This window comes from Pandoraea commovens, from assembly GCF_902459615.1.
Lineage (GTDB): Bacteria > Pseudomonadota > Gammaproteobacteria > Burkholderiales > Burkholderiaceae > Pandoraea > Pandoraea commovens.
In genome coordinates this window covers 172,046-193,018 of sequence record NZ_CABPSA010000009.1, presented here as the reverse complement: position 1 = coordinate 193,018, position 20,973 = coordinate 172,046, and the positions used below count along the sequence as shown (strand labels likewise).

The window sequence follows — 20,973 nt, the reverse complement described above, 5'->3', positions numbered from 1 at the left end:
GAACTCACCATCATGCGCATTGCGGAAGTCGTTCGCGATACCAGCGAAACGCAAATACGCGTCAAGATCGACCTGGACGGCACCGGCCGGAAGACGCTCGATACCGGCGTGCCGTTTCTGGACCACATGCTCGACCAGATCGCGCGCCACGGCCTCATCGACATGGATGTCGAAGCCAAGGGCGATACCTACATCGACGATCACCATACGGTGGAAGACGTCGGCATCACGTTGGGTATGGCGGTGGCCAAGGCCATCGGCGACAAGAAGGGCATCGTGCGTTACGGCCATAGCTATGTGCCGCTCGACGAAGCCCTCTCGCGGGTGGTGATCGACTTCTCGGGTCGTCCCGGTCTCGAATTCCATGTGCCTTTCACGCGCGCTCGCGTGGGCAACTTCGACGTCGACCTGCTCATCGAATTTTTCCGTGGCTTCGTGAATCACGCGGGCGTCACGCTGCATATCGACAACCTGCGCGGCATCAACGCCCATCACCAGTGTGAAACGGTGTTCAAGGCGTTCGGTCGTGCCCTGCGCATGGCGGTCGAGATCGATCCGCGTGCGGCGGGTGTCGTGCCGTCCACGAAGGGAAGCCTCTGACATTGACGGGTCTGTAGCGCTTGTGACGCCGGTCTGACCGGCGTCGCCAGCCGGATAGCCCGCCGGACGCGAGTCCGGCGCCCCTGCGAAGATTCATCGACCGGCCGGACGCCGGCGCCGTGTGCCCCTTATGACGCTCGACGCCTTCAAGTTTTTCATCTCGTTGCTGGCCCTGATCAATCCGCTCGGGGCGATTCCGCTGTTCATCAGCCTGACGTCCACGCAGACACGGGAAGAGAAGCGCCACACGATCAACGTTGCGGCGATTGCCGTTGCACTGGTGGTGGCGGGTTCGGGACTGTTCGGTGAGGCCATCATCCGCTTCTTCGGCATCTCGATTGCGTCGCTGGAAGTCGGTGGTGGCGTGATCATGCTGCTCATGGCGGTGAACATGATCAACGCGCAGACGGGGAACACGCGGGCGACGGCGGAAGAGCGTCACGAAGCGGAGGAGCGGCCGAACATCGCCGTGGTGCCGCTGGCGATTCCGCTGCTCACCGGGCCGGGGACGATCAGTACCGTGATCATCTACTCCGGCCGCGCGCATGGCTGGGCGCAGATTCTGGCGCTCATGGCGATTGGCGTAGGGGTGGGTGCGGTGTGCTGGGTGGCGTTGCGCAGTGCCGGTCGCATCGAAGGCTGGCTCGGGCGCACGGGCATCAACATCGGCACGCGCCTGATGGGGTTGATCCTCTCGGCGCTCGCCGTGGAATTCATTATCGATGGTTTGAAAATACTGCTGCCGGGTTTGAGATGAATAAGATTGCGATTGTCGACTACGGAATGGGCAACCTGCGCTCGGTCTATCAGGCGCTGCGTGCCGCAGCCCCGGAGGCCGACGTGAGCATCAGCAGCGACGCCGCCGAGATTCGCGCCGCCGACCGTGTGGTGCTGCCGGGGCAGGGCGCGATGCGCGACTGCATGGGCTGCCTGAACGAGTCGGGCCTGCGCGAGGCCGTCGTCGAAGCTGCCGCCACCAAGCCGATGTTCGGCGTGTGCGTGGGCGAGCAGATGCTGTTCGATATGTCGGACGAAGGCAACACCCCTGCGCTGGGCCTGCTGCCGGGCCGCGTGGTGCGCTTCGATCTCGAAGGTCAGGTGCAGGATGACGGTTCGCGCTTCAAGGTGCCGCAAATGGGCTGGAACCGCGTGCATCAGACGCAGGGCGCCCACCCGATCTGGGCCGGCGTGCCCGACGACAGCTATTTTTACTTCGTGCACAGCTACTACGTTGTGCCCGCGAAGCCCGAACTGACGGCCGGCGAGACGGTCTACGGAGTGCCCTTTACCTGTGCTGTGGCCCAAGATAATATCTTCGCCACTCAGTTTCACCCGGAAAAGAGCGCCCAGGCGGGCCTTGCGCTTTACCGCAATTTTGCACAGTGGAAGCCCTGATGACGACCCGTGCGACGCGCCGGAATCCGGTTTCCTTCCCGAGCGTGCCCTCCATCACGGCTTATACTGTGTCATGTTGATGAACCCGATCCCGACGCGCCGAAGTCCGGCAAGACCGGGGTCGGTTTTATGTTGTCCGCGTAACTTGCGAATTCCTTTTACTTCCCACTAGCGACGTTTCACGATTGCCTATGCTGCTCATCCCGGCCATCGACCTTAAAGACGGTCAATGTGTTCGCCTTAAACAAGGCGACATGGATCAAGCCACCGTATTCTCGGAGGACCCCGCCGCCATGGCTCGACATTGGGTCGAGCAAGGTGCGCGCCGCCTCCATCTGGTGGATTTGAACGGTGCATTTGCTGGCAAGCCGCGTAACGAAGCGGCTATCCACGCCATCGTCGAGGAAGTCGGCGCCGACATCCCCGTGCAACTGGGCGGCGGCATTCGCGACCTGGGCACCATCGAGCGCTTTCTCGACGCCGGTCTGTCGTACGTCATCATCGGTACGGCAGCCGTGAAGAACCCCGGCTTCCTGCGCGATGCCTGCAGCGCGTTCGGCGGCCACATCATCGTCGGTCTCGACGCCAAGGACGGCAAGGTTGCCACCGACGGCTGGAGCAAGCTCACCGGCCACGAAGTCGTGGATCTGGCGCGCAAGTTCGAGGACTACGGCGTCGAATCGATCATCTACACCGACATCGGCCGCGACGGCATGCTCCAGGGCATCAACATCGAAGCGACGGTGCGCCTCGCGCAGGCGGTGACCGTGCCGGTGATCGCCAGCGGCGGACTGTCGAATCTGGGCGATATCGATGCGCTGTGCAAGGTCGAGAGCGAGGGCGTCGAAGGCGTCATCTGCGGCCGTGCCATCTACTCGGGCGATCTGAATTTCGCGTCGGCGCAAACGCGTGCCGACGAGCTTTCCGAAGGAGCGGCATAAGCGGGACTACGGCTGCGGCCGTCTCGCGTGCCAACATCATGGCTCTCGCTAAACGCATCATCCCGTGTCTGGACGTGACGGCCGGCCGCGTGGTCAAGGGCGTCAACTTCGTCGAACTTCGCGACGCGGGCGACCCCGTCGAGATCGCCCGCCGTTATGACGAGCAGGGCGCGGACGAACTGACGTTCCTCGACATCACTGCGACCTCCGACGGACGCGATCTCATTTTGCCGATCATCGAAGCGGTGGCCGCGCAGGTCTTCATCCCCCTCACGGTGGGTGGCGGCGTGCGCGAAGTGGCAGACGTTCGCCGTCTGCTCAATGCCGGCGCGGACAAGGTCAGCATGAACTCGTCGGCCGTTGCGAATCCGCAACTGGTCGCCGATGCGGCAGCCAAGTACGGCTCGCAATGCATCGTCGTGGCCATCGACGCCAAGCGTGTCTCGGCCGACGGCGAAGCCCCGCGCTGGGAAGTCTTCACGCACGGCGGTCGCAAGAACACCGGTCTCGACGCCGTGGCCTGGGCCAAACAGATCGAGGCGCTGGGCGCTGGCGAAATCCTGCTCACGAGCATGGACCGCGACGGCACCAAGAGCGGCTTCGACCTGGCGCTCACGCGCGCCGTGTCCGACGCTGTGAGCATTCCCGTGATCGCCTCGGGCGGCGTGGGTTCGCTGGCCGATCTGGCCAACGGCGTGACCGAAGGCCGTGCGGATGCCGTGCTGGCCGCGAGCATCTTCCACTACGGCGAGCACACCGTCGGCGAAGCGAAGCGCTTCATGGCCGATAAGGGCATTTCCGTACGTCTGTAAGGCCTCTGAACGGGACTCGACGCATCATGACGCAAGACTGGCTGGACAAAGTAAGTTGGGACGCGCAGGGCCTCGTGCCCGTGATCGCGCAGGAAGTCGGCAGCAACGACGTGCTGATGTTCGCCTGGATGAACCGCGAAGCGCTCGCGCGCACCGTAGAAATCGGCGAGGCCGTCTACTACTCGCGTTCGCGCAAGCGTCTGTGGCACAAGGGCGAGGAGTCGGGGCACGTGCAGAAGGTGCATGAGATCCGTCTCGATTGCGACGAAGACGTCGTGCTGCTCAAGGTGACGCAGAACGATGGCATCGCGTGCCACACGGGCCGTCATTCCTGCTTCTTCCAGAAGTTCGAGGGCAACGCCGCGGAAGGTCAGTGGACCACCGTCGAGCCGGTGCTCAAGGACCCGAACAAGATCTACAAGTGATTGCCATGAACGATACGCTCGAGCGTGTTGCCGAAGTGATCGCGTCGCGTAAGGGCGCCGATCCCGACAAGTCTTACGTTGCCCGTCTGTTTCACAAGGGCGACGACGCCATCTGCAAGAAGATCGGCGAAGAAGCGACCGAAGTCGTGCTCGCGGCCAAGGACATTCGCATTGGCGGGGCGGACGATCTGCGTCAGAAGCTCGTCAACGAGACGGCCGATCTGTGGTTCCACTGCATGGTGCTGCTGGCTCACCACGACCTGAGCCCGAACGAAGTGCTTGCTGAGCTCGCGCGCCGCGAGGGGCTCTCGGGCCTCGTCGAGAAGGCACAGCGCGGCACGCGCGGCGAACACGCGGACTGACATCGGCGTCTGCCGCTGTCTTGCGGCAGCACCCCCAGCCCAATTTGCTCCCTGCACTCCATTTGTCCGACACTGCCGAGTCATCCCGAGACATTACGCAGGCTCTCAAGAGGAGACGCTTCATGAACGATCCGCAACAATCCGGCGGCCCGGGCCATCCCTATACCGTCAACACGACAACGATCGCGAGTGCCCCTAGCGAGGAGCAGGAACGTGCGATGCGTAAGCTCACGCACGTGCTCTACGCGTTGTATGCGCTGTTCTGGCTCACCGGCGGCGTGACCGCCATCGTGGCCATCATCATCAACTACATCAAACGCGACGACGCGGCCGGCACGCTGTACGCGTCGCATTTCACCTGGCAAATCCGCACCTTCTGGTGGTCGGTGGTCTGGGCGGTGCTGGGTGTGGCGCTTGCCGTCGTGGTGGTCGGGTTCGCGATTCTCTGGGTGCTCGGCATCTGGACGCTGTACCGGATCGTCAAGGGCTGGCTGTATCTGAACGACAACAAACCCATGTACGCGGCGCGCGCCTGAGGCATGCAGGGCGGCGCTTCGATTCATCAGAGCATTCGAGAGGAAGACACAAGCATGACGCACGACAACTGTATCTTCTGCAAAATCGTCGCCGGGCAGATCCCGAGCGCGCAGGTCTACAGCGACGACGACGTCGTGGTGTTCAAGGACATCAATCCGGCCGCCGACCTGCACCTGCTGATGGTTCCGCGCAAGCATATCGCCACGTTGCAGGACTGCCAGCCGGAAGATCAGGCGCTGCTCGGCAAGATGATGCTGCTTGCGCCGAAGCTGGCCCGCGAGCAGGGTTACGCCTTCGATGGCGATGCGTCGAACATCGATGGCAACGGGTTTCGCGTGGTGATGAACACCGGACCGGGTGGCGGGCAGGAGGTTTATCATCTTCACATGCACATTCTGGCCGGACCGCGGCCGTGGAAGCGCATGTAAAGTCAGCGCGACAGCGAAGTCCGGGAATATCGCGACGGTTTGCCGCGTTATGTGATGGAATGGTGCAACGCTCCCGCATCGGGAAAGGTTTCACGAAACATTTATTTCTACCCGGCGTCGCGCCCGGTTACGATGCTGGACGTGACGCGCAATGTGCCACAATGGGGCACATGGTTGCGTAACATGAGTAACGCGGGGCAAACATAGCGCACTGCGCCAAAGGCTTGAGGGCCTGCGCAGCGGGGCTCGATAAAACCTCGTCGCGACGCGGCAGAGGTAGGTAAACGCAAGGAGAGTGGTCATGGGTTCGTTGAGTATTTGGCACTGGCTGATCGTGCTGGTGATCGTGATGATGGTTTTCGGCACCAAGAAGCTGCGCAACATGGGTAGCGATCTGGGCGGTGCGGTCAAGGGCTTCAAGGACGGCATGAAGGAAGGCGAAGCCTCCCCGTCCAAGGAAGATCCGGCGGCTGCCAAGGAACTGCGCGATTCGACCACCATCGACGTGCAGGCCAAGGACGCGAGCAATCACAAGCAAGGCTAAGTCGGCGTCGACATGATCGATCTCGGCCTTTCCAAACTGATGTTGATCGGCGTGGTTGCGCTGGTCGTGATCGGTCCCGAACGCCTGCCTAAAGTGGCACGCACGGCGGGCGCGCTGTTTGGTCGCGCCCAACGCTATATCAACGACGTGAAGGCCGAAGTGAGCCGCGAGATGGAACTCGACGAGCTGCGCAACATGCGCAACCAGTTCGAGGACGCGGCCCGCAGCGCGCAGAACACCGTTCAGAAGCAGTTGCATGAGCAGGAGGCGTCGCTCAATGATGCCTGGGCGAGCGCCACCGGTACGTCGTCGAACGAGACCGCCGGGGGCGGCACCGATGCCGCGACTGGGTATTCCGACAGCTATCTGTCCGAACCGGTGGTGACGTCGAGCCTCCGCGCGAAGCCCAAGCGCCGCAACTGGCGTGTGCGCCGGGCCGCGACGCCCATGTGGTTCAAGCAGGCCAGCACGACGCGCACGCAGGTGCAGTCGGGTGCGGCGCGCGTGGCGCGTCACACACCGGCCAAGCTGCGCCGGCCCATCAAGTTCTTCTGAGGCCTTCCGAGGCATAATCGCGCCGAACTTCCCGCCATCGGGCACTGTGCTGGCTTCATTCCTGGATAAGTCGACGTGAGCGACGAGAAACAAATCCCCGAAGGGGGCACCGAAGAGACCTTCATCTCGCATCTGGTCGAGCTGCGCAACCGCATCATTCGTGCGGGCACGTCCGTGATCGTGGTCTTCCTGTCGCTGGTCTACTGGGCCCCGGACATCTTCCGGTTACTTGCCCGCCCGCTCACCCAATCGCTGCCCAAAGACGGCAAGCTGATCGTCACCGACATCACCGGGTCGTTCTTTGTCCCGATGAAGGTCACGCTGATGGTCGCGTTCGTGATTGCGCTGCCCATCGTGCTGTATCAGGTGTGGGCGTTTATCGCGCCGGGGCTGTATCAGCACGAGAAGAAGCTGGTGATGCCGCTGGTTGTGAGCAGTTACTCGCTGTTCCTGATCGGCATGGCGTTCGCGTATTTCCTCGTCTTTCCGACGGTGTTCCACTTCATCGCGCACTACAACGCGCCGCTGGGCGCGGAGATGAACACCGATATCGACAATTACCTGAGCTTCGTGCTGACGATGTTCATGGCGTTTGGCGTAACCTTCGAAGTGCCGGTCGTCGTCGTCGTGCTCGCCCGCATGGGCGTGGTGAGCATCGCCAAGCTCAAGCAGATTCGTCCGTATGTGGTGGTGGGCGCGTTCGTGCTGGCCGCGGTCGTCACGCCGCCGGACATCCTCTCGCAACTGATGCTGGCCGTACCGCTCTGTATCCTCTATGAGCTGGGCCTGATCGCTGCACGGATCTTCGTCAAACAGGGGCATGCCCCCAACGGCGAGAGCAGCGAAGAGGACGGCAAGGCGACGTCTTAATCGCAGCCTGCCAGGTCAACACAAGGAAGCACGGGTTTCGTCCCGTGCTTTTTTGTTGGCTCATGAGGGAGAGGCCGGTCGCGTGTCATTGAGCACTGACGAGCGTGGGCGGTCGTTTGTAGCCCTCGCTCGAGTCTCTTCGCAGGACGGACGCCAAAACGAAAACGGCCGCGCCGAAGCGCAGCCGTTATTCGTTACCCGGGGTGTTTCGTTTCCCCCGCCGATCAGTCAGCGTTGTTGTCGTCGCTGCCGTCGTCTTCGTCCTGCACCGCGCGCTTGGGCGGCGGCGGACGCTTGCCGATTGTCACCGTCAGATCCAGCTCCTTCTTCTTGCGCGTGACATGCAGCTTGGCCTGCGTGCCCGGCTTGATCTGGGCGATGACGTTGAGCAACTCGGTCGTGTCGCGAATCGACTCGTCGTTCACCTTCGTCAGGATATCGCCGGGCTGGACGCCTGCCTTGTCGGCCGGACCGGCCTGCACGACGCCCGCGATGATGACGCCGGAATCCTGTTGCAGGCCGAACGACTCGGCGATGTCCGAGGTGATGTCCTGCGGTTCGACACCGACCCAGCCGCGCGTAACACCGCCGGTCGTGATGATGCTTTCGAGCACCGAGCGCGCCGTCGACACGGGAATCGCAAAGCCGATGCCCATATTGCCGCCGCTGCGGGAGTAAATCGCCGTGTTGATGCCCAGCAGATTACCGTTCACGTCGACCAGCGCGCCGCCCGAGTTACCGGGATTGATGGCGGCATCGGTCTGGATGAAGTTCTCGAACGTGCTGATGTCGAGGTGGTTGCGGCCCAGCGCGCTGATGATGCCCATCGTGACCGTCTGGCCCACACCGAACGGGTTGCCGATGGCGAGGACCACGTCGCCTACGCGCACCTGTTCCATGCGACCGAGGGTGATGGCGGGCAGATTGTCGAGCGTGATCTTGAGCACGGCCAGATCGGTTTCTGGATCGCTGCCGACCAGCTTGGCGCGCGCTTTGCGGCCGTCCGCGAGCGCGACTTCGATCTCGTCCGCGCCGTCCACCACGTGATGATTCGTGAGAATATAGCCTTCGCTGCTCACGATCACGCCAGAGCCGAGGCTCGACACCGGGTCCTGACGCACCGTGCCGCCGCCGTCTCCGAAGAAATAGCGGAACAGCGGATCATCGAGGCGCGGGTCGCGATTCTGCTTTTGTTCCTTGCTGGAAAAGATGCTGACGACCGCAGGCATGGCCTTTTGTGCGCCATCCGCATAGGAGCCTGCTGCCGGTTTGTCGGACAGACTCGGCGCGACTTCCTGCAAGGCGATGATCGGATTGGCGAGTTGCTTGCCGAATGAACCCTGGCGTTGCAGCCACTGAGGCTTGAGAGTGGCGATGATGAAGAGCAACGCAAGCAGCACGGTGACCGCTTGCGCGAACAGTAGCCAGAAGCGTCTGAGCATGAAGAAGCGAGGCCTTATATGAATCGTGTTGAACTCGAATTGTATCTGAACGATACCCTGCAAACCGCGCAATTTCGCGATTACTGCCCGAACGGCCTACAAGTCGAAGGGCGCAGCGAGATAAAGAAAATCGCCAGCGGTGTGACCGCCAGCCTGGCGTTTCTCGAAGCCGCCCGCGACTGGGGCGCGGATGCCGTGCTCGTCCATCACGGTTATTTCTGGAAGAGCGAAGATGCCCGCATTACCGGGATGAAGCGTAAGCGTCTCGGGTTGCTGATCGGCAACGACATCAACCTGTTCGCTTACCACCTGCCGCTCGACGCACATCCCGAACTGGGCAACAACGCCCAACTCGGCAAGCTGCTGGGATTCGCCGACGATGGCGGCCGTTTCGGCCCCGATCAGCTCGGATGGCTCGGCGCGCCCGCGCGACCGATGACGCTGGCGGAACTGGCGACACACGTCGAAAAGCAATTGGGACGCCAGCCTCTGATGCTGGGCGATCCCAGCCGTCAGGTGAGCCGGGTGGCGTGGTGTACCGGTGGCGCGCAGGGCTTCTTCGAAGCGGCGATTGCCGCCGGGGCGGACGTATATATCAGTGGTGAGGTGTCCGAACCCACGCAGCACCTCGCGATGGAGAGCGGGGTGGGGTATCTGGCAGCGGGGCATCACGCGACTGAACGTGGCGGCGCCCGCGCGCTCGGCGAGTATGTCGCCGAACGCTTCGGACTCGAACATCGATTCTTCGATATGCCGAACCCGGCCTGAGACCTGGGGGGGCGAAGCACAAGCCGCCACCCGTGGGGCGGCAGCTTCAGGCGGTTCTGGCGGTTGCCTTACCCGTTCTGCTTCTTGAGGCTGTCGCGGATTTCGCGCAGCAAAACAATGTCTTCCGGGGTCGGTGCCGGGGCGGCCGGGGCTTCCGGCTCCGGGCGCTTCAGGCGGTTGATCTGCTTGACCATCATGAAGATGATGAACGCCAGAATCAGGAAGTTCAGGGCGACGGTGATGAAGTTGCCGTAGCCGAACACGGCAACACCGGCCTTGGTCAGGTCGGCGTAGGACGTGGGGTTGCCTTTGAAGTCAGGCGGGATGGTGCCGAGCAGGATGAACTTGCTCGAGAAGTCCAGTCCGCCGAAGATCGCGCCGACGATCGGCATGATCAGGTCTTTGACGACCGAATCGACGATCTTGCCGAAGGCTCCGCCGATGATCACACCGACGGCCAGATCGATCACATTGCCTTTGACGGCAAATTCCTTGAATTCCGACATGAAGCTCATGCCATTCCTCCGCTGTTTTAATGAGTGGCCAGGCGAGCATCGCTGTCGCGCACGATGTCACCGGGGCGAGACAGGGAAAATGATGACTAAATGTCGTGCACGCGTCAACGAAAGCGGCGATCATAGCGGTTCTCGAGCAGCATCCCAAAAGCGAAACCCCGGGTGGGCGGTAGCCACCCGCAGGGTACGTTAATCCTTTGAAAATACGCGAAAACCACTAGGAGACTGAGGCGTTTTGCCGTTGTTTCAGGCATTTACGCTCGCGTATGATTTAAGGTTGACGGAAATACAAATTCAACCGTGTGGGGCTTGTGATGAGTAACAATCAGAAACGTGCCGTCGACAGCAACCGCCGGAACCTTTTGATTGCAACGTCCGTAGTAGGAGGCGTAGGCGGCGTTGTAACCGTGGTTCCTTTCGTCAGTTCCCTCGAACCTTCGGAGCGCGCCAAGGCTGGCGGAGCGCCCGTCGAAGCCGACATCAGCGGGTTGCGGCCCGGCGAGAAGATGACGGTCGCCTGGCGCGGCCTTCCTGTGTGGATCGTACGCCGCACGCCGGACGAAATGGCTTCGCTGTCCAAAGTGACCGCCGAACTGGCCGATCCGGACTCCAAGGAAACGTTTTCCTTTCCGATGCCGGATTACGCCAAGAACGAGTTCCGCACGCGCGTCGAGCATAAGGATTTGCTCGTCGTCATCGGCGTCTGTACGCACCTCGGCTGCATCCCTTCCGGCCCTTACGTGGCGAATACCATCCCGGCCCTTGGCCAGGACCCGGGCTTCCTGTGCCCGTGTCATGGTTCGACCTACGATATGTCTGGCCGTGTTTTCAAGAACAAGCCGGCGCCAAAGAATCTCGACGTTCCTCGTTTCATGTTCCTGAGCGACAGCAAGATCGTGATCGGTAAAGACGAAAAAGGAGAAGCGTAAATGGCCGCCGACAAACAAGTCGACACGACGGGCTTGCTGGGCTGGATCGACCGCCGGTTTCCGCTCACGCAGCTCTGGAAAGACCACGCATCTGAGTATTACGCACCCAAGAACTTCAATTTCTGGTACTTCTTCGGCTCGCTGGCCATGCTGGTGCTGGTGATCCAGATTCTCACCGGCATCTTCCTGGTGATGAACTACAAGCCCGACGCCAACCTCGCGTTCGCGTCGGTCGAGTACATCATGCGCGAGGTGCCGTGGGGCTGGCTCATCCGCTACATGCACTCGACGGGCGCCTCGATGTTCTTCGTCGTGGTGTATCTGCACATGTTCCGCGGGCTGCTCTACGGCTCGTACCGCAAGCCGCGCGAGCTGGTGTGGGTGTTCGGTTGCCTGATCTTCCTGTGCCTGATGGCCGAGGCGTTCATGGGCTATCTGCTGCCTTGGGGCCAGATGTCCTACTGGGGAGCGCAGGTGATCGTGAACCTGTTCTCGGCGATTCCGTTCATCGGCCCGGACCTGTCGCTGTGGATTCGCGGCGACTACGTCGTGTCGGACGCCACGCTCAACCGCTTCTTCGCGTTCCACGTGATTGCGATTCCGCTGGTGCTCATCGGTCTGATCGTCGCGCACATCATTGCGCTGCACGAAGTCGGGTCGAACAACCCGGACGGCGTCGAGATTAAGGACAAGAAGGACGCCAACGGCCGTCCGCTCGACGGGATTCCGTTCCATCCGTACTACACGGTTCACGACATCATGGGCGTGGGCGTGTTCCTGATGGTCTTCTCGGCGATCGTGTTCTTCGCGCCGACGATGGGCGGCTACTTCCTGGAAGCGAACAACTTCATCCCGTCGGACCCTCTCAAGACGCCGCCGCACATCGCACCGGTGTGGTATTTCACGCCGTTCTATTCGATGCTGCGCGCGACCACCGATGACTTCAAGCATCTGCTGATGGGCATTGCGGTGCTGGTCACGGCGGTCTGGTGGATCAAGGGCCGCGCGGCGGTGACAACCAAGGTGGCTGCGTCAGGCGGCGTGGTGTTGCTGCTGCTGGCGATGTACCTGACCGAGGCGAAGTTCTGGGGCGTGGTGGTGATGGGCGGCGCGGTGGTGACGCTGTTCTTCCTGCCGTGGCTGGACCATAGTCCGGTGAAGTCGATTCGTTACCGTCCGGGATTCCATAAGGTGTTGCTGGGTATTCTCGTCGTTGTTTTTGCGGTGCTGGGGTATCTGGGGATCCAGGAGCCGACGCCCGTGAAGACGGCCATCTCGCAGATTGGCGCGCTGTATTACTTCGGATTCTTCTGGCTGATGCCGCTGTGGAGCAAGCGCGGCACCTTCAAGCCGGTGCCGGAGCGCGTGACCTTCGCGGCGCATTGAGCGCACTCAAACGACGACTAGGGATATCAAGATGAGAAAACTGTTGCTTATCCTGGCGCTCCTGAGTGGCTTCACGGCGCCGGCTTTGGCTGAAGAGGGTGGGGCGCTGGACACGGCGCCCAACCGGATCGACGATCTGGCGTCGCTGCAGCGGGGCGCCAAAATGTTTGTGAACTACTGCCTGAACTGCCACTCGGCGGCTTCGATGCGGTATTCGCGGCTCAAGGATCTGGGCTTGTCGGACACGGAGATCAAGAACAACTTGCTCTTCACGACCGACAAGATCGGCGAGACGATGACCGTGGCCATGCGCGCGGCGGATGCCAAGGAGTGGTTCGGCTCGGCCCCGCCCGACCTGTCGGTCGAGGCCCGTGCCAAGGGCACGGACTGGCTGTACACCTACTTGCGTACCTTCTACCGGGACGATTCCCGTCCGACCGGTTGGAATAACGTCGCGTTCCCCAATGTGGGCATGCCGAACCCGTTCTGGCAGTTGCAGGGACAGCGGGGGCTGAAGCATGCGGAGGGGGCGGAACATGGTGCGGCGCAGTTCGTGCAGATCACTCAAGGCACGATGAAGCCAGTGGAATTTGATTCTGCTATGGCGGATTTGGTATCTTATCTGGATTGGATGTCGGAGCCGGCGCAGCGGACGCGTCGGCAGTTGGGTGTCTGGGTTCTGTTGTTCCTGGGACTCTTTACGGTACTTGCCTGGCGCCTGAATTCGGCCTATTGGAAGGACGTGAAGTAAAATAACGTCTGTACGACGGGGCCAGGGTTTGGGAAGCTCGGTTTCCCGCCCCGGCCCCGTTGGTTTTTAAGGAAGACGCGCTATGATGGTTTTGTACTCGGGCACGACGTGCCCCTTCTCCCAGCGTTGCCGGCTGGTTCTGTTCGAAAAGGGCATGGATTTCGAAATCCGTGACGTCGATCTGTTCAACAAGCCGGAAGACATTGCGGTGATGAACCCGTACGGTCAGGTGCCGATTCTTGTCGAGCGCGACCTGATTCTGTACGAATCGAACATCATCAATGAGTACATTGACGAACGTTTCCCGCATCCGCAACTGATGCCGGCCGATCCGGTGCAGCGTGCGCGTGCGCGTCTGTTCCTGTTCAACTTCGAGAAAGAGCTGTTTGTGCACGTGAGCTCGCTCGAGAACGAAAAGGGCAAGGCGGCGGAGAAGACGCACGAGAGGGCCCGCGCTTCGATTCGCGATCGTCTGACGCAGCTTGCGCCGATTTTCGTGAAGAACAAGTACATGCTGGGTGAGGAGTTCTCGATGCTCGACGTGGCGATTGCGCCGCTGCTGTGGCGTCTGGATCACTACGGCATCGAACTGTCGAAGAACGCTGCACCGTTGATGAAGTATGCCGAGCGGATTTTCAGCCGTCCGGCGTACATTGAAGCACTGACGCCGTCCGAAAAGGTCATGCGTCGCTAATGTGTCGATATGCCCGCTGGTGAGGCTGGTTTGCCGGGGAATGGCGAACGGGTTTCGCGGCGGGATAAGTTGGTTATATGCCTGAAACGTCTACCAAGCCTTATTTACTGCGCGCGCTGTACGAGTGGTGTACCGATAATGGGTACACGCCGTATCTGGCCGTGCATGTCGATGCCAGAACGCGTGTTCCGCGCGAGTTTGTGAAAGATGGCGAGATCGTGCTGAACATCAGCTTCGACGCCACGAGCGGATTGCAGATGGGCAACGACTCGATTGAATTCAGCGCCCGCTTTGGCGGCATCTCGCAGAAGGTGGAAGTGCAGGTGCCGAACGTGCTGGCGATTTATGCTCGCGAGAACGGTCAGGGCATGGCGTTCCCGGTCGACAAGCAGGCGTCTGCGGACGAGGGTCCCGAGCTGGAAGCGGTGCCGACAGCGCAGGAGCCGGAAGGCGACGACCCGGATCCGACGCGTCCCGGTGGTAATGGCGCGGCTGGCAGCAATGCCGGACGTGCACATCTGAAGGTCGTGAAGTAATTCGTGACGACGGTGAGACGCGAGGCTTTCGGGTGTCGCGTCGAGCCGCGAAATAACGAGCGATTTCGCACCGACAGGTAGTCGCAGTGACCGACGAATCGGTTATACTACGCGACTTCGCCGGCTTAGCTCATCTGGTAGAGCAGTTGATTTGTAATCATCAGGTGGCGGGTTCGAGTCCTGCAGCCGGCACCAAATACCATTCCCAGGTTGTCCTGGGAAATCCAAAAACCCGTGATAGCATAAGGCATCACGGGTTTTTTTATTCCAGCTTTGTCCAGTGATGCCCGTGCAGATCCGGGGGCATGTGGGGGCACCTCCGGGGGACTTTTGGCATTTGACATGTGCCCCCGAGAAAAATGCCCCCTCGGGTTGTAAGGTGCCTTATGCCATTGACCGACATTGCTGTCCGGAAAGCGATGCCCCGTGAAAAGCCGTACCGCCTTGCTGATGGTGGTGGTATGTACCTGGAGGTCGCCCTCTCAGGTGGGAAGTACTGGCGCTTCAAGTATCGTTTTGCTGGCAAGGAAAAGCGGCTCGCGTTGGGAGTCTATCCGGATGTTTCGTTGGCTGTGGCGCGGGAAAAGCGGGATGGTGCGCGAAAGATACTGGCGGCAGGTATTGACCCAGGCGAAGCGAAGAAAGCCGATAAACGGGCGGTGCGTCTGGCGGCGACCAATTCCTTCGAGGCTGTTGCGCTTGGCTGGATGGATGAACTCAAGCCGTACATTACGGCTGGGTCGATGGCGAAAACTAAGGCTCGCTTCGAGAAGGATGTGTTCCCTTGGATCGGTAAGCGACCGGTTGCCGAAATCGATGCTCCTGAAGTTCTGACGGTCCTCAAGCGGATCGATAGCCGCGGTGCGCGTTTCACGGCTCACAAGGTTCGTGGTGAGATCAGTCGTGCATTTCGCTACGGAATCAAGGAAGGCTACTGTAAATCTGACCCGGCTCGTGATTTGGTCAATGCTATTCCACCTGCGCAGACAACGCATTTCGCTTCGATTACCGAACCGGCGAAGGTTGGCGCAATGCTTCGAGCATTCGACGGGTTTTCCGGCACGTTTCCTGTTCTGTGCGCGCTGAAGCTTGCTCCCATGTTGTTTACTCGGCCTGGCGAGTTGCGAAAGGCTGAGTGGGCTCAGATCGATCTTGATAAGGGCGAGTGGCGGTACCTTGTCACCAAAACGAAGACAGAGCATCTGGTTCCGCTAGCAACCCAAGCTGTGCAAATTCTGCGGGAGCTTCGGGCGCTGACCGGCAACGGTCGTTACGTCTTTCCCGGAGCACGCTCCTCCCAGCGCCCAATGAGTGAGGCCGCGGTCAATGCGGCCCTTCGTCGACTCGGCTATGACACTCGCACGGAAATTACAGGACACGGCTTTCGAGCAATGGCCCGCACGATTTTGCACGAGGAGTTGGAGCAAAAGCCGGAGGTAATTGAGCATCAGCTCGCGCATGCGGTTCCGGACAATCTCGGCAAGGCATACAACCGTACGAAATTCATCAAAGAGCGATGCGCCATGATGCAGAAGTGGGCTGACTATTTGGAAAAGCTAAGAGCTAACGGCATACATGGTGTGCCTATGGGTTGAGCGTCGGTGTGCACCCCACCAGCCTTTCCCTGGCTACTCCTACCGATCGAAAAGATGGGCCTTCACGAGGAAGATCGAACATAAGGCAGACGTGCCTCATTATATTTCCCGTCGATTATTTAGGCCCAAGCTTGGTGTCCAACCACTGATGCGTTGCCACATCGCCACTTTGGGATTAGCGAGCTGGGCCGACGTGGCAGTGATGCCGGAAATCCTTTGGGCAGCTCCGATACCAACTGATTATGAAAAAATCTCAACGAATACCCCTGCCGGATGGGGCAAGCATCGACGACTACAAAGGGTGGGAAGAGTGGGATTATCGACGATGGGCATGGGAGTACCTGAGGCGAAATTTGTCGTTTCGAGCCGCTTGTGCCGAAGTATCTGCGATAAAAAATAGTGCCGAACGGCTTGCGCGCAAGGCCGAGATCGCTCAGCGGTTCATGTTGAAAAGGTATCGCGATTGCGATGCTCCGTGTGAGACACAGAAGCCCGCCTTTCAAGCTATCAAGCCGTCTCCTTTGCCGCAGTCAATCGGTGCAACGGAATGGTCCACTGCGTTAAGACACGATCAAGTCGCGATCGTATTCAATCTTCGCCCCGCGCTCCACGCGAAGAATGCGATAGGGGCGATGGTGGCCAACGCAGAAAAATGTCTGCAAAAGTACCTCGAGAATCTGAAGGGTTTTGAGAAAGACTGCAAGCAACACCCACAGAGCCAACTTGGCAGGAAGCAACACCTTCGGAATCTTCGACTGCTAGATGCTACTGCTGTGGGGCACGATCCTATCGACATTGCTCGTTTGCCTTGGTGGCGCGAATATACGGAGAAAGGTCAACTCAAAACGTTGGAAGCCGATGCGATTCGTAAGGCTGTCAGGTCCGCGAGGGACTTAACCGAATTCGGGTACACCGCAATTTTTTCTTCTCCGAAGCGGCTGGAGCGCATGCCGGTTCGACCCAAAGAACAGGACAGCAAATAATAGCCCCGCGGAGGAAAAAACAACTGTTTTTCCTCCGTGGCGAGGGCACGTATATGTCGGATCATGTCATCCATGCTATTGCAGAAAACGGAGATCTCCCGAGGACAGACATGACCAACATCATCCACATCGAACAGAACAGCGCGCGGTCTATTTGGCAAGATATGACAATTCTGCGTCGCAAGGACGTGGAACTCATTACCGGACTTTCGCGCTCCAGCATATACGCCGGGATTCAAAATGGCACGTTTCCGGCACCCATTCGCCTATCGGTCAAGTCCGTAGGCTGGGTCTCGAACGAAATTGATGCGTGGATTCAGCAGAAGATGGCGCAACGTACGTAACACTCCTTCGTTTCGGACTTACACCGAATCACTGTAATACATGGCATCTAGACATTATTTGGCATGTGGTATTGCCAATAAATTTAGGATTCCTATGTGTTTTCAGAAACCGACAAATCGGCATCAACTGACTCTGATATTTAAGAAAACTATGAACAAGAACCCCTTAATTGAAGTCCTGGGTGACAAATTCCAGGTGAACATCGACACCGTTGAGTTCTCCGTCTCTGACGTTCACGTACCATCGCTCGGTGTTACGAAGATGACGACGACGAGCCCGGACGGTGAAGCTCTGGCAATGTCCACGAATCGCAAGCCGATTGCTGGTGCGCATCAACGCCATCCGCTGCAAGTCCGCTATCGACAACTTCGTGAGCACTTCGGGAAGAATGGCGTTCTTTTTGTCGAGGGGTCACTGTTCGGATTTCGTTACGGGCAGAACGTGCACACGTCGGCTCGCCTCCGCTCAGGCTGTGTCGCAGCATTGCGTAGGATTCGGGATCAAATTGGATTCACTACAACCACCGAAGTGTGGGAGCGCTGGAAGGGTGGCGATATCGAACTTTATCGTGTGGACTTGGCCGTCAACTTCGATCTCGGATCCGAATCGGCCGTTCGTGCGCTCATCAAACGGCTAGCTCATCAACTAATTGGCCGGAATACCAACTGCCACGCATATGATGGTTACGTGTCTCTGGCTCCGCAGCGCGCTAGAAAATACTGCGTGGCCGGATACGCAAAGGGCCCGCAATTGAGGTCGAAATTGAATCGCTCGAAATCAGATCTAAACTTCGCGCGGCTCGTCAGCGAATGCCAGAGCCTGCTTCGCGTTGAAGTGCGCTTGCGGCGGCCGGAGCTCAAGAAGCTGGGTCTTTCGCGTGCCATGGATTGGACGCCTGAGAGGGCAAGAGACGTTTTTCGACAGTACGTCGCGAAACTTCCTGCGCTCAACGTCACGAGCGGGCCTGTGTCCGAGGATGAATTCAACGCTATTCCCCCGAAACTTCGCAGTGTGTTCTTTTTGCATAAGCTCGGGGCCGACCTCGCGTCAATTTTTCCCGCACGTACCTTGGCGCGTTATCGCGCGAAGTTCCGCATTCTAGGTATCGACATCGCGTGCCCGAATCTTGAAAGTGCGCCACTGAACGCGTCTCTATCGCTTCATCCGGTGAGAACGCCGAAATGGTTGATCGACGCAGGCATGGCGCCTCCGAAGGTCCGAAGAATGGCACCTTCGACTACAAAGGCATAGTCGTTGCCGTTACCTTGCTCGAAGGACTCGCGCTCAGTGATATTCGAGGATCGTCAGACATGTGGCCCGGTTCCGCTTGCGCCACATGCGAGAGCAAATTCCGTTCGGCAACAACCTCGGATCATCATTCGACAGTTTGCCAAATTGGCCGACAACTCCCTTGCGATCTCTATGATCATCTGTCATTCCGAAGTCGCCGTCTTCGAAACTCTGTAGAAACCGCACAAAATCTACCTAACCGGCATCGTCTTCGATGCCGGTTAGGTTAGCTCGTCCCCTTCAGCTTCAACGTGCGTGTATTTGGACTTGCGAGTTTCTCGTCCGATTCTCAGCGCGAGTTTTTCTATGATTCCAACGAGCATCTGACGATCAACCGGAGACAACCGGGAAAGTAGCTGCTGAACGTGTTCCGCTTGGTCGGTCGGGCGTCTAGACCCCTCTATCAGAAACGTTTCTACCCCGCACTCAAACAACTCGGCCATTTCGTACAACTTGAAGATGCCGGGACTCACTAGCCCTCGTTCGATACGAGAGAAGGCTTCGTTCCCGATGCCCAGGTGTTCCGCCACCTGTTCTTGGGTATAGCCCGCAATTCGCCGCTTCTTTGCGATCGTTTTGCCGATTTTCCGATTGACCAGCTGTTCCTGCTTGGACAGAGCCACGTTCAACCTCTCCACGTGCGTCTAGTTTGACAACGTAGATGGTCGGCTACCAACCTTATTCACGTAACACATTAATTGGTTGTCGGTCAACTTTTTGCATAGTAATATTAGATGTTTATTTACGTATAACAACCTTTTGAGTTGAATTCTGATGGGGGTGTGACTGCCTGCCAGCCTTCGCTCAACCAATTCGGAGCTTCTGATGCGCACACTTGGTAACGCAATCTGGTTTTTCTTTCTCGGGGGATTTTGGTCGTGGTTGCTCTGGTTGGTCGCCTCAGGCGTTGCCTTTGTTTCTGTCGTTGGTATTCCTTGGGGGCGCGCCTGCTACAACATTTCGGAGCTCGCAGTAGCTCCATTCGGGAAAGAGGCTATCAATCGGCGCGAACTGACGTTGACCCGTGATGTGGGGACCTCATGGTTTGGCGCTCTCGGCAACTTTGTCTGGTTCCTACTTCTTGGCTTCTGGATCATGCTCGCTCATACAGTTTTGGGCATTTTCTGTTGTTTGACCATTTTTGGAATTCCATTTGGAATTCAACATTTCAAATTGGCTGGGCTGGCTATTGCACCGATAGGCAAGAGCATCGTGACTACGAAACTCGCGGAAGAAGCTAGAAGTGAAAACGCAAAGACTGCTTTACGTGACGTGCGGGGTGAAGCGTCGGTAGCTGGCTTGAAGTCCTACGACGATATTTGAACATCGAGACATGCCAGTCAGGAGCGAAAATGGTGAAGTGGACAATGCTCGCAATTCTTACTGTGCTTGCCACTTTGGCCAGCGCACAATCAATACCTCTTGCATGCGATCAGTACTTCAGAGCAGCGGAGGCCTGTACTCGCAACCTTATGGGCGTATACGAAAGAACAAATCCCAAAGACGTGCAGGATGTAAAAAATGCGCTGAAGGTTTTGGATGAAGGGCGCGTTCAAATCCGCAAACAAATTGCGGAACAGGGAAGTGATGCCGTCGCGCAGAAATGTGCAGGCGAACAGTTTGTCGTACCTATGATGAACCTCATCAACGGCCTTGTCGTGCCACTGCAATTTTCCCGCTCCTTAAATAGCTCGTGTCAGCGGGCGATGGGTGAGATACGGCTGCCACCAGGGTTGTGATTGCGAAGACAAAGTCTCCGCACGCAGAAGCTGAAGTTGATCTCGAGGCTCTTCGCGTCCGCACATCTTGTTCGTTCGAATTTGGCGATTTCTGTGCGGGCGAATTCGCCAAATTGGCAAAACCTTACGCAAGGAAATTTCATGAAATTTCAGTCACTGACTCTTGCACTCGTTCCTCTTGTAGTTTCGACGTATGCGCTAGGGGCATCGTTTGACTGCAAAAAGGCGAGAACGTACGCCGAAACGCAGGTGTGCAGTAATCCGCTTTTGAGTAAGTTGGACGATGCAATGGCATTCAACTATCGGAACATGACGACTGCCGATTTGGGGCCGGGAGGAGGAGCAACTATTAGGCAGGAGCAGAAAAAGTGGCTATCAGCGAGAGATCGGTGTTCCACCGTCGCATGCCTGGAGCAGCTGTATCGTAGTCGCATCACCGCAACGTGCGACTACGGAGTCGTCGCTGGTGTTCATCCTGATTGCATTGATGCCGACGACATACATTGATATCGCCGTTGCGCGTCAGAATAG

The 20,973-nt window shown here is 58.8% G+C and carries 27 protein-coding genes and 1 tRNA gene; 25 read left to right on the top strand and 3 right to left on the bottom strand.

Going from position 1 to position 20,973, the window contains the following annotated elements; all coding sequences use genetic code 11:
• The first annotated feature begins 12 nt into the window (after positions 1 to 12).
• The 12 genes from hisB to tatC all read left to right on the top strand — a co-directional run bounded on the left by hisB (position 13) and on the right by tatC (position 7,469).
• Entirely contained in the window at positions 13 to 600 is a 588-nt protein-coding gene (gene hisB / locus PCO31010_RS22605) for an imidazoleglycerol-phosphate dehydratase HisB (protein ID WP_039393608.1), read from the top strand.
• A 130-nt stretch (positions 601 to 730) separates the two neighbouring features.
• Entirely contained in the window at positions 731 to 1,357 is a 627-nt protein-coding gene (locus tag PCO31010_RS22600; RefSeq protein WP_039393607.1) for a MarC family protein, read from the top strand.
• Positions 1,354 to 1,995: an imidazole glycerol phosphate synthase subunit HisH gene (hisH, locus tag PCO31010_RS22595; RefSeq protein WP_150666245.1), complete on the top strand. Its 642-nt coding sequence runs from the start codon at positions 1,354 to 1,356 to the stop codon at positions 1,993 to 1,995. The genes PCO31010_RS22600 and hisH overlap by 4 nt, the downstream gene beginning before the upstream one ends.
• A 191-nt stretch (positions 1,996 to 2,186) precedes the next feature.
• Complete coding sequence (hisA, locus tag PCO31010_RS22590) at positions 2,187 to 2,936, top strand: 1-(5-phosphoribosyl)-5-[(5-phosphoribosylamino)methylideneamino]imidazole-4-carboxamide isomerase (RefSeq protein WP_150666244.1); 750 nt, start codon at positions 2,187 to 2,189, stop codon at positions 2,934 to 2,936.
• 38 nt (positions 2,937 to 2,974) lie between these two features.
• A complete protein-coding gene (gene hisF, locus PCO31010_RS22585) occupies positions 2,975 to 3,748 on the top strand; it encodes an imidazole glycerol phosphate synthase subunit HisF (protein ID WP_150666243.1) in 774 nt (257 codons plus the stop codon).
• A gap of 26 nt (positions 3,749 to 3,774) precedes the next feature.
• Positions 3,775 to 4,173 (top strand): phosphoribosyl-AMP cyclohydrolase, encoded by a 399-nt coding sequence (hisI, locus tag PCO31010_RS22580; protein ID WP_039393598.1) that lies wholly within the window; start codon positions 3,775 to 3,777, stop codon positions 4,171 to 4,173.
• A 5-nt stretch (positions 4,174 to 4,178) separates the two neighbouring features.
• A complete protein-coding gene (locus PCO31010_RS22575; RefSeq protein ID WP_039401587.1) occupies positions 4,179 to 4,535 on the top strand; it encodes a phosphoribosyl-ATP diphosphatase in 357 nt (118 codons plus the stop codon).
• Positions 4,536 to 4,753: 218 nt separating this feature from the next.
• Positions 4,754 to 5,071 (top strand): DUF4870 family protein, encoded by a 318-nt coding sequence (locus PCO31010_RS22570; RefSeq protein ID WP_150578368.1) that lies wholly within the window; start codon positions 4,754 to 4,756, stop codon positions 5,069 to 5,071.
• A gap of 54 nt (positions 5,072 to 5,125) precedes the next feature.
• On the top strand, positions 5,126 to 5,500 hold the full coding sequence (locus PCO31010_RS22565) for a histidine triad nucleotide-binding protein (RefSeq protein ID WP_039393594.1): 375 nt from the start codon (positions 5,126 to 5,128) through the stop codon (positions 5,498 to 5,500).
• A gap of 301 nt (positions 5,501 to 5,801) precedes the next feature.
• Positions 5,802 to 6,044: a Sec-independent protein translocase subunit TatA gene (gene tatA, locus PCO31010_RS22560; RefSeq protein WP_039393592.1), complete on the top strand. Its 243-nt coding sequence runs from the start codon at positions 5,802 to 5,804 to the stop codon at positions 6,042 to 6,044.
• Positions 6,045 to 6,056: 12 nt separating this feature from the next.
• A complete protein-coding gene (gene tatB / locus PCO31010_RS22555; protein WP_150666242.1) occupies positions 6,057 to 6,599 on the top strand; it encodes a Sec-independent protein translocase protein TatB in 543 nt (180 codons plus the stop codon).
• 75 nt (positions 6,600 to 6,674) lie between these two features.
• The gene (gene tatC, locus PCO31010_RS22550) at positions 6,675 to 7,469 is read left to right on the top strand and encodes a twin-arginine translocase subunit TatC (protein WP_150666241.1); all 795 of its coding nucleotides are present in this window, start codon (positions 6,675 to 6,677) and stop codon (positions 7,467 to 7,469) included.
• 224 nt (positions 7,470 to 7,693) lie between these two features.
• On the opposite strand, the gene PCO31010_RS22545 is transcribed toward tatC, so the two are convergent.
• Positions 7,694 to 8,911, bottom strand: coding sequence for a Do family serine endopeptidase (locus PCO31010_RS22545; RefSeq protein WP_150666240.1), 1,218 nt, complete (start codon positions 8,909 to 8,911; stop codon positions 7,694 to 7,696).
• A gap of 18 nt (positions 8,912 to 8,929) precedes the next feature.
• On the opposite strand from PCO31010_RS22545, the gene PCO31010_RS22540 reads away from it, so the two are divergent.
• Positions 8,930 to 9,679: a Nif3-like dinuclear metal center hexameric protein gene (locus PCO31010_RS22540; RefSeq protein WP_150666239.1), complete on the top strand. Its 750-nt coding sequence runs from the start codon at positions 8,930 to 8,932 to the stop codon at positions 9,677 to 9,679.
• A 68-nt stretch (positions 9,680 to 9,747) separates the two neighbouring features.
• Here the strand turns inward: PCO31010_RS22540 and mscL are convergent, their stop codons facing one another.
• Positions 9,748 to 10,194 carry a large conductance mechanosensitive channel protein MscL gene (gene mscL, locus PCO31010_RS22535; RefSeq protein WP_039393586.1) on the bottom strand — a complete coding sequence of 149 codons (447 nt, stop codon included), beginning with the start codon at positions 10,192 to 10,194 and terminating at the stop codon, positions 9,748 to 9,750.
• A gap of 314 nt (positions 10,195 to 10,508) precedes the next feature.
• Between mscL and petA the strand changes: the two genes are divergently transcribed.
• The 10 genes from petA (at position 10,509) to PCO31010_RS22485 (ending at position 18,664) form a co-directional block, all read left to right on the top strand.
• Positions 10,509 to 11,123: a ubiquinol-cytochrome c reductase iron-sulfur subunit gene (gene petA, locus PCO31010_RS22530; protein ID WP_150666238.1), complete on the top strand. Its 615-nt coding sequence runs from the start codon at positions 10,509 to 10,511 to the stop codon at positions 11,121 to 11,123.
• Positions 11,124 to 12,509, top strand: a complete 1,386-nt coding sequence (locus PCO31010_RS22525; RefSeq protein WP_046289979.1) for a cytochrome b — start codon at positions 11,124 to 11,126, stop codon at positions 12,507 to 12,509.
• 31 nt (positions 12,510 to 12,540) lie between these two features.
• On the top strand, positions 12,541 to 13,260 hold the full coding sequence (locus PCO31010_RS22520; RefSeq protein WP_150666237.1) for a cytochrome c1: 720 nt from the start codon (positions 12,541 to 12,543) through the stop codon (positions 13,258 to 13,260).
• A gap of 82 nt (positions 13,261 to 13,342) precedes the next feature.
• Positions 13,343 to 13,954, top strand: a complete 612-nt coding sequence (locus tag PCO31010_RS22515) for a glutathione S-transferase N-terminal domain-containing protein (protein ID WP_150666236.1) — start codon at positions 13,343 to 13,345, stop codon at positions 13,952 to 13,954.
• A gap of 77 nt (positions 13,955 to 14,031) precedes the next feature.
• Positions 14,032 to 14,490, top strand: coding sequence for a ClpXP protease specificity-enhancing factor (locus PCO31010_RS22510; RefSeq protein WP_150666235.1), 459 nt, complete (start codon positions 14,032 to 14,034; stop codon positions 14,488 to 14,490).
• Positions 14,491 to 14,609: 119 nt separating this feature from the next.
• A tRNA-Thr gene (locus PCO31010_RS22505) sits at positions 14,610 to 14,685 on the top strand.
• A 191-nt stretch (positions 14,686 to 14,876) separates the two neighbouring features.
• The gene (locus PCO31010_RS22500; protein ID WP_150666234.1) at positions 14,877 to 16,085 is read left to right on the top strand and encodes a tyrosine-type recombinase/integrase; all 1,209 of its coding nucleotides are present in this window, start codon (positions 14,877 to 14,879) and stop codon (positions 16,083 to 16,085) included.
• A 242-nt stretch (positions 16,086 to 16,327) separates the two neighbouring features.
• On the top strand, positions 16,328 to 17,068 hold the full coding sequence (locus tag PCO31010_RS22495) for a transcriptional regulator domain-containing protein (RefSeq protein WP_150666233.1): 741 nt from the start codon (positions 16,328 to 16,330) through the stop codon (positions 17,066 to 17,068).
• A 110-nt stretch (positions 17,069 to 17,178) separates the two neighbouring features.
• Positions 17,179 to 17,412: a helix-turn-helix transcriptional regulator gene (locus tag PCO31010_RS22490; protein ID WP_246184739.1), complete on the top strand. Its 234-nt coding sequence runs from the start codon at positions 17,179 to 17,181 to the stop codon at positions 17,410 to 17,412.
• Positions 17,413 to 17,563: 151 nt separating this feature from the next.
• The gene (locus PCO31010_RS22485; RefSeq protein WP_174985058.1) at positions 17,564 to 18,664 is read left to right on the top strand and encodes a phage/plasmid replication domain-containing protein; all 1,101 of its coding nucleotides are present in this window, start codon (positions 17,564 to 17,566) and stop codon (positions 18,662 to 18,664) included.
• Between the two features lie 260 nt (positions 18,665 to 18,924).
• On the opposite strand, the gene PCO31010_RS22480 is transcribed toward PCO31010_RS22485, so the two are convergent.
• A complete protein-coding gene (locus PCO31010_RS22480) occupies positions 18,925 to 19,326 on the bottom strand; it encodes a helix-turn-helix domain-containing protein (RefSeq protein WP_246184738.1) in 402 nt (133 codons plus the stop codon).
• A gap of 202 nt (positions 19,327 to 19,528) precedes the next feature.
• Here PCO31010_RS22480 and PCO31010_RS22475 point away from each other — a divergent pair, with 202 nt between their 5' ends.
• Positions 19,529 to 20,026, top strand: a complete 498-nt coding sequence (locus tag PCO31010_RS22475) for a YccF domain-containing protein (RefSeq protein WP_150666231.1) — start codon at positions 19,529 to 19,531, stop codon at positions 20,024 to 20,026.
• A gap of 29 nt (positions 20,027 to 20,055) precedes the next feature.
• A complete protein-coding gene (locus PCO31010_RS22470) occupies positions 20,056 to 20,442 on the top strand; it encodes a hypothetical protein (protein WP_150666230.1) in 387 nt (128 codons plus the stop codon).
• Positions 20,443 to 20,973 lie beyond the last annotated feature (531 nt).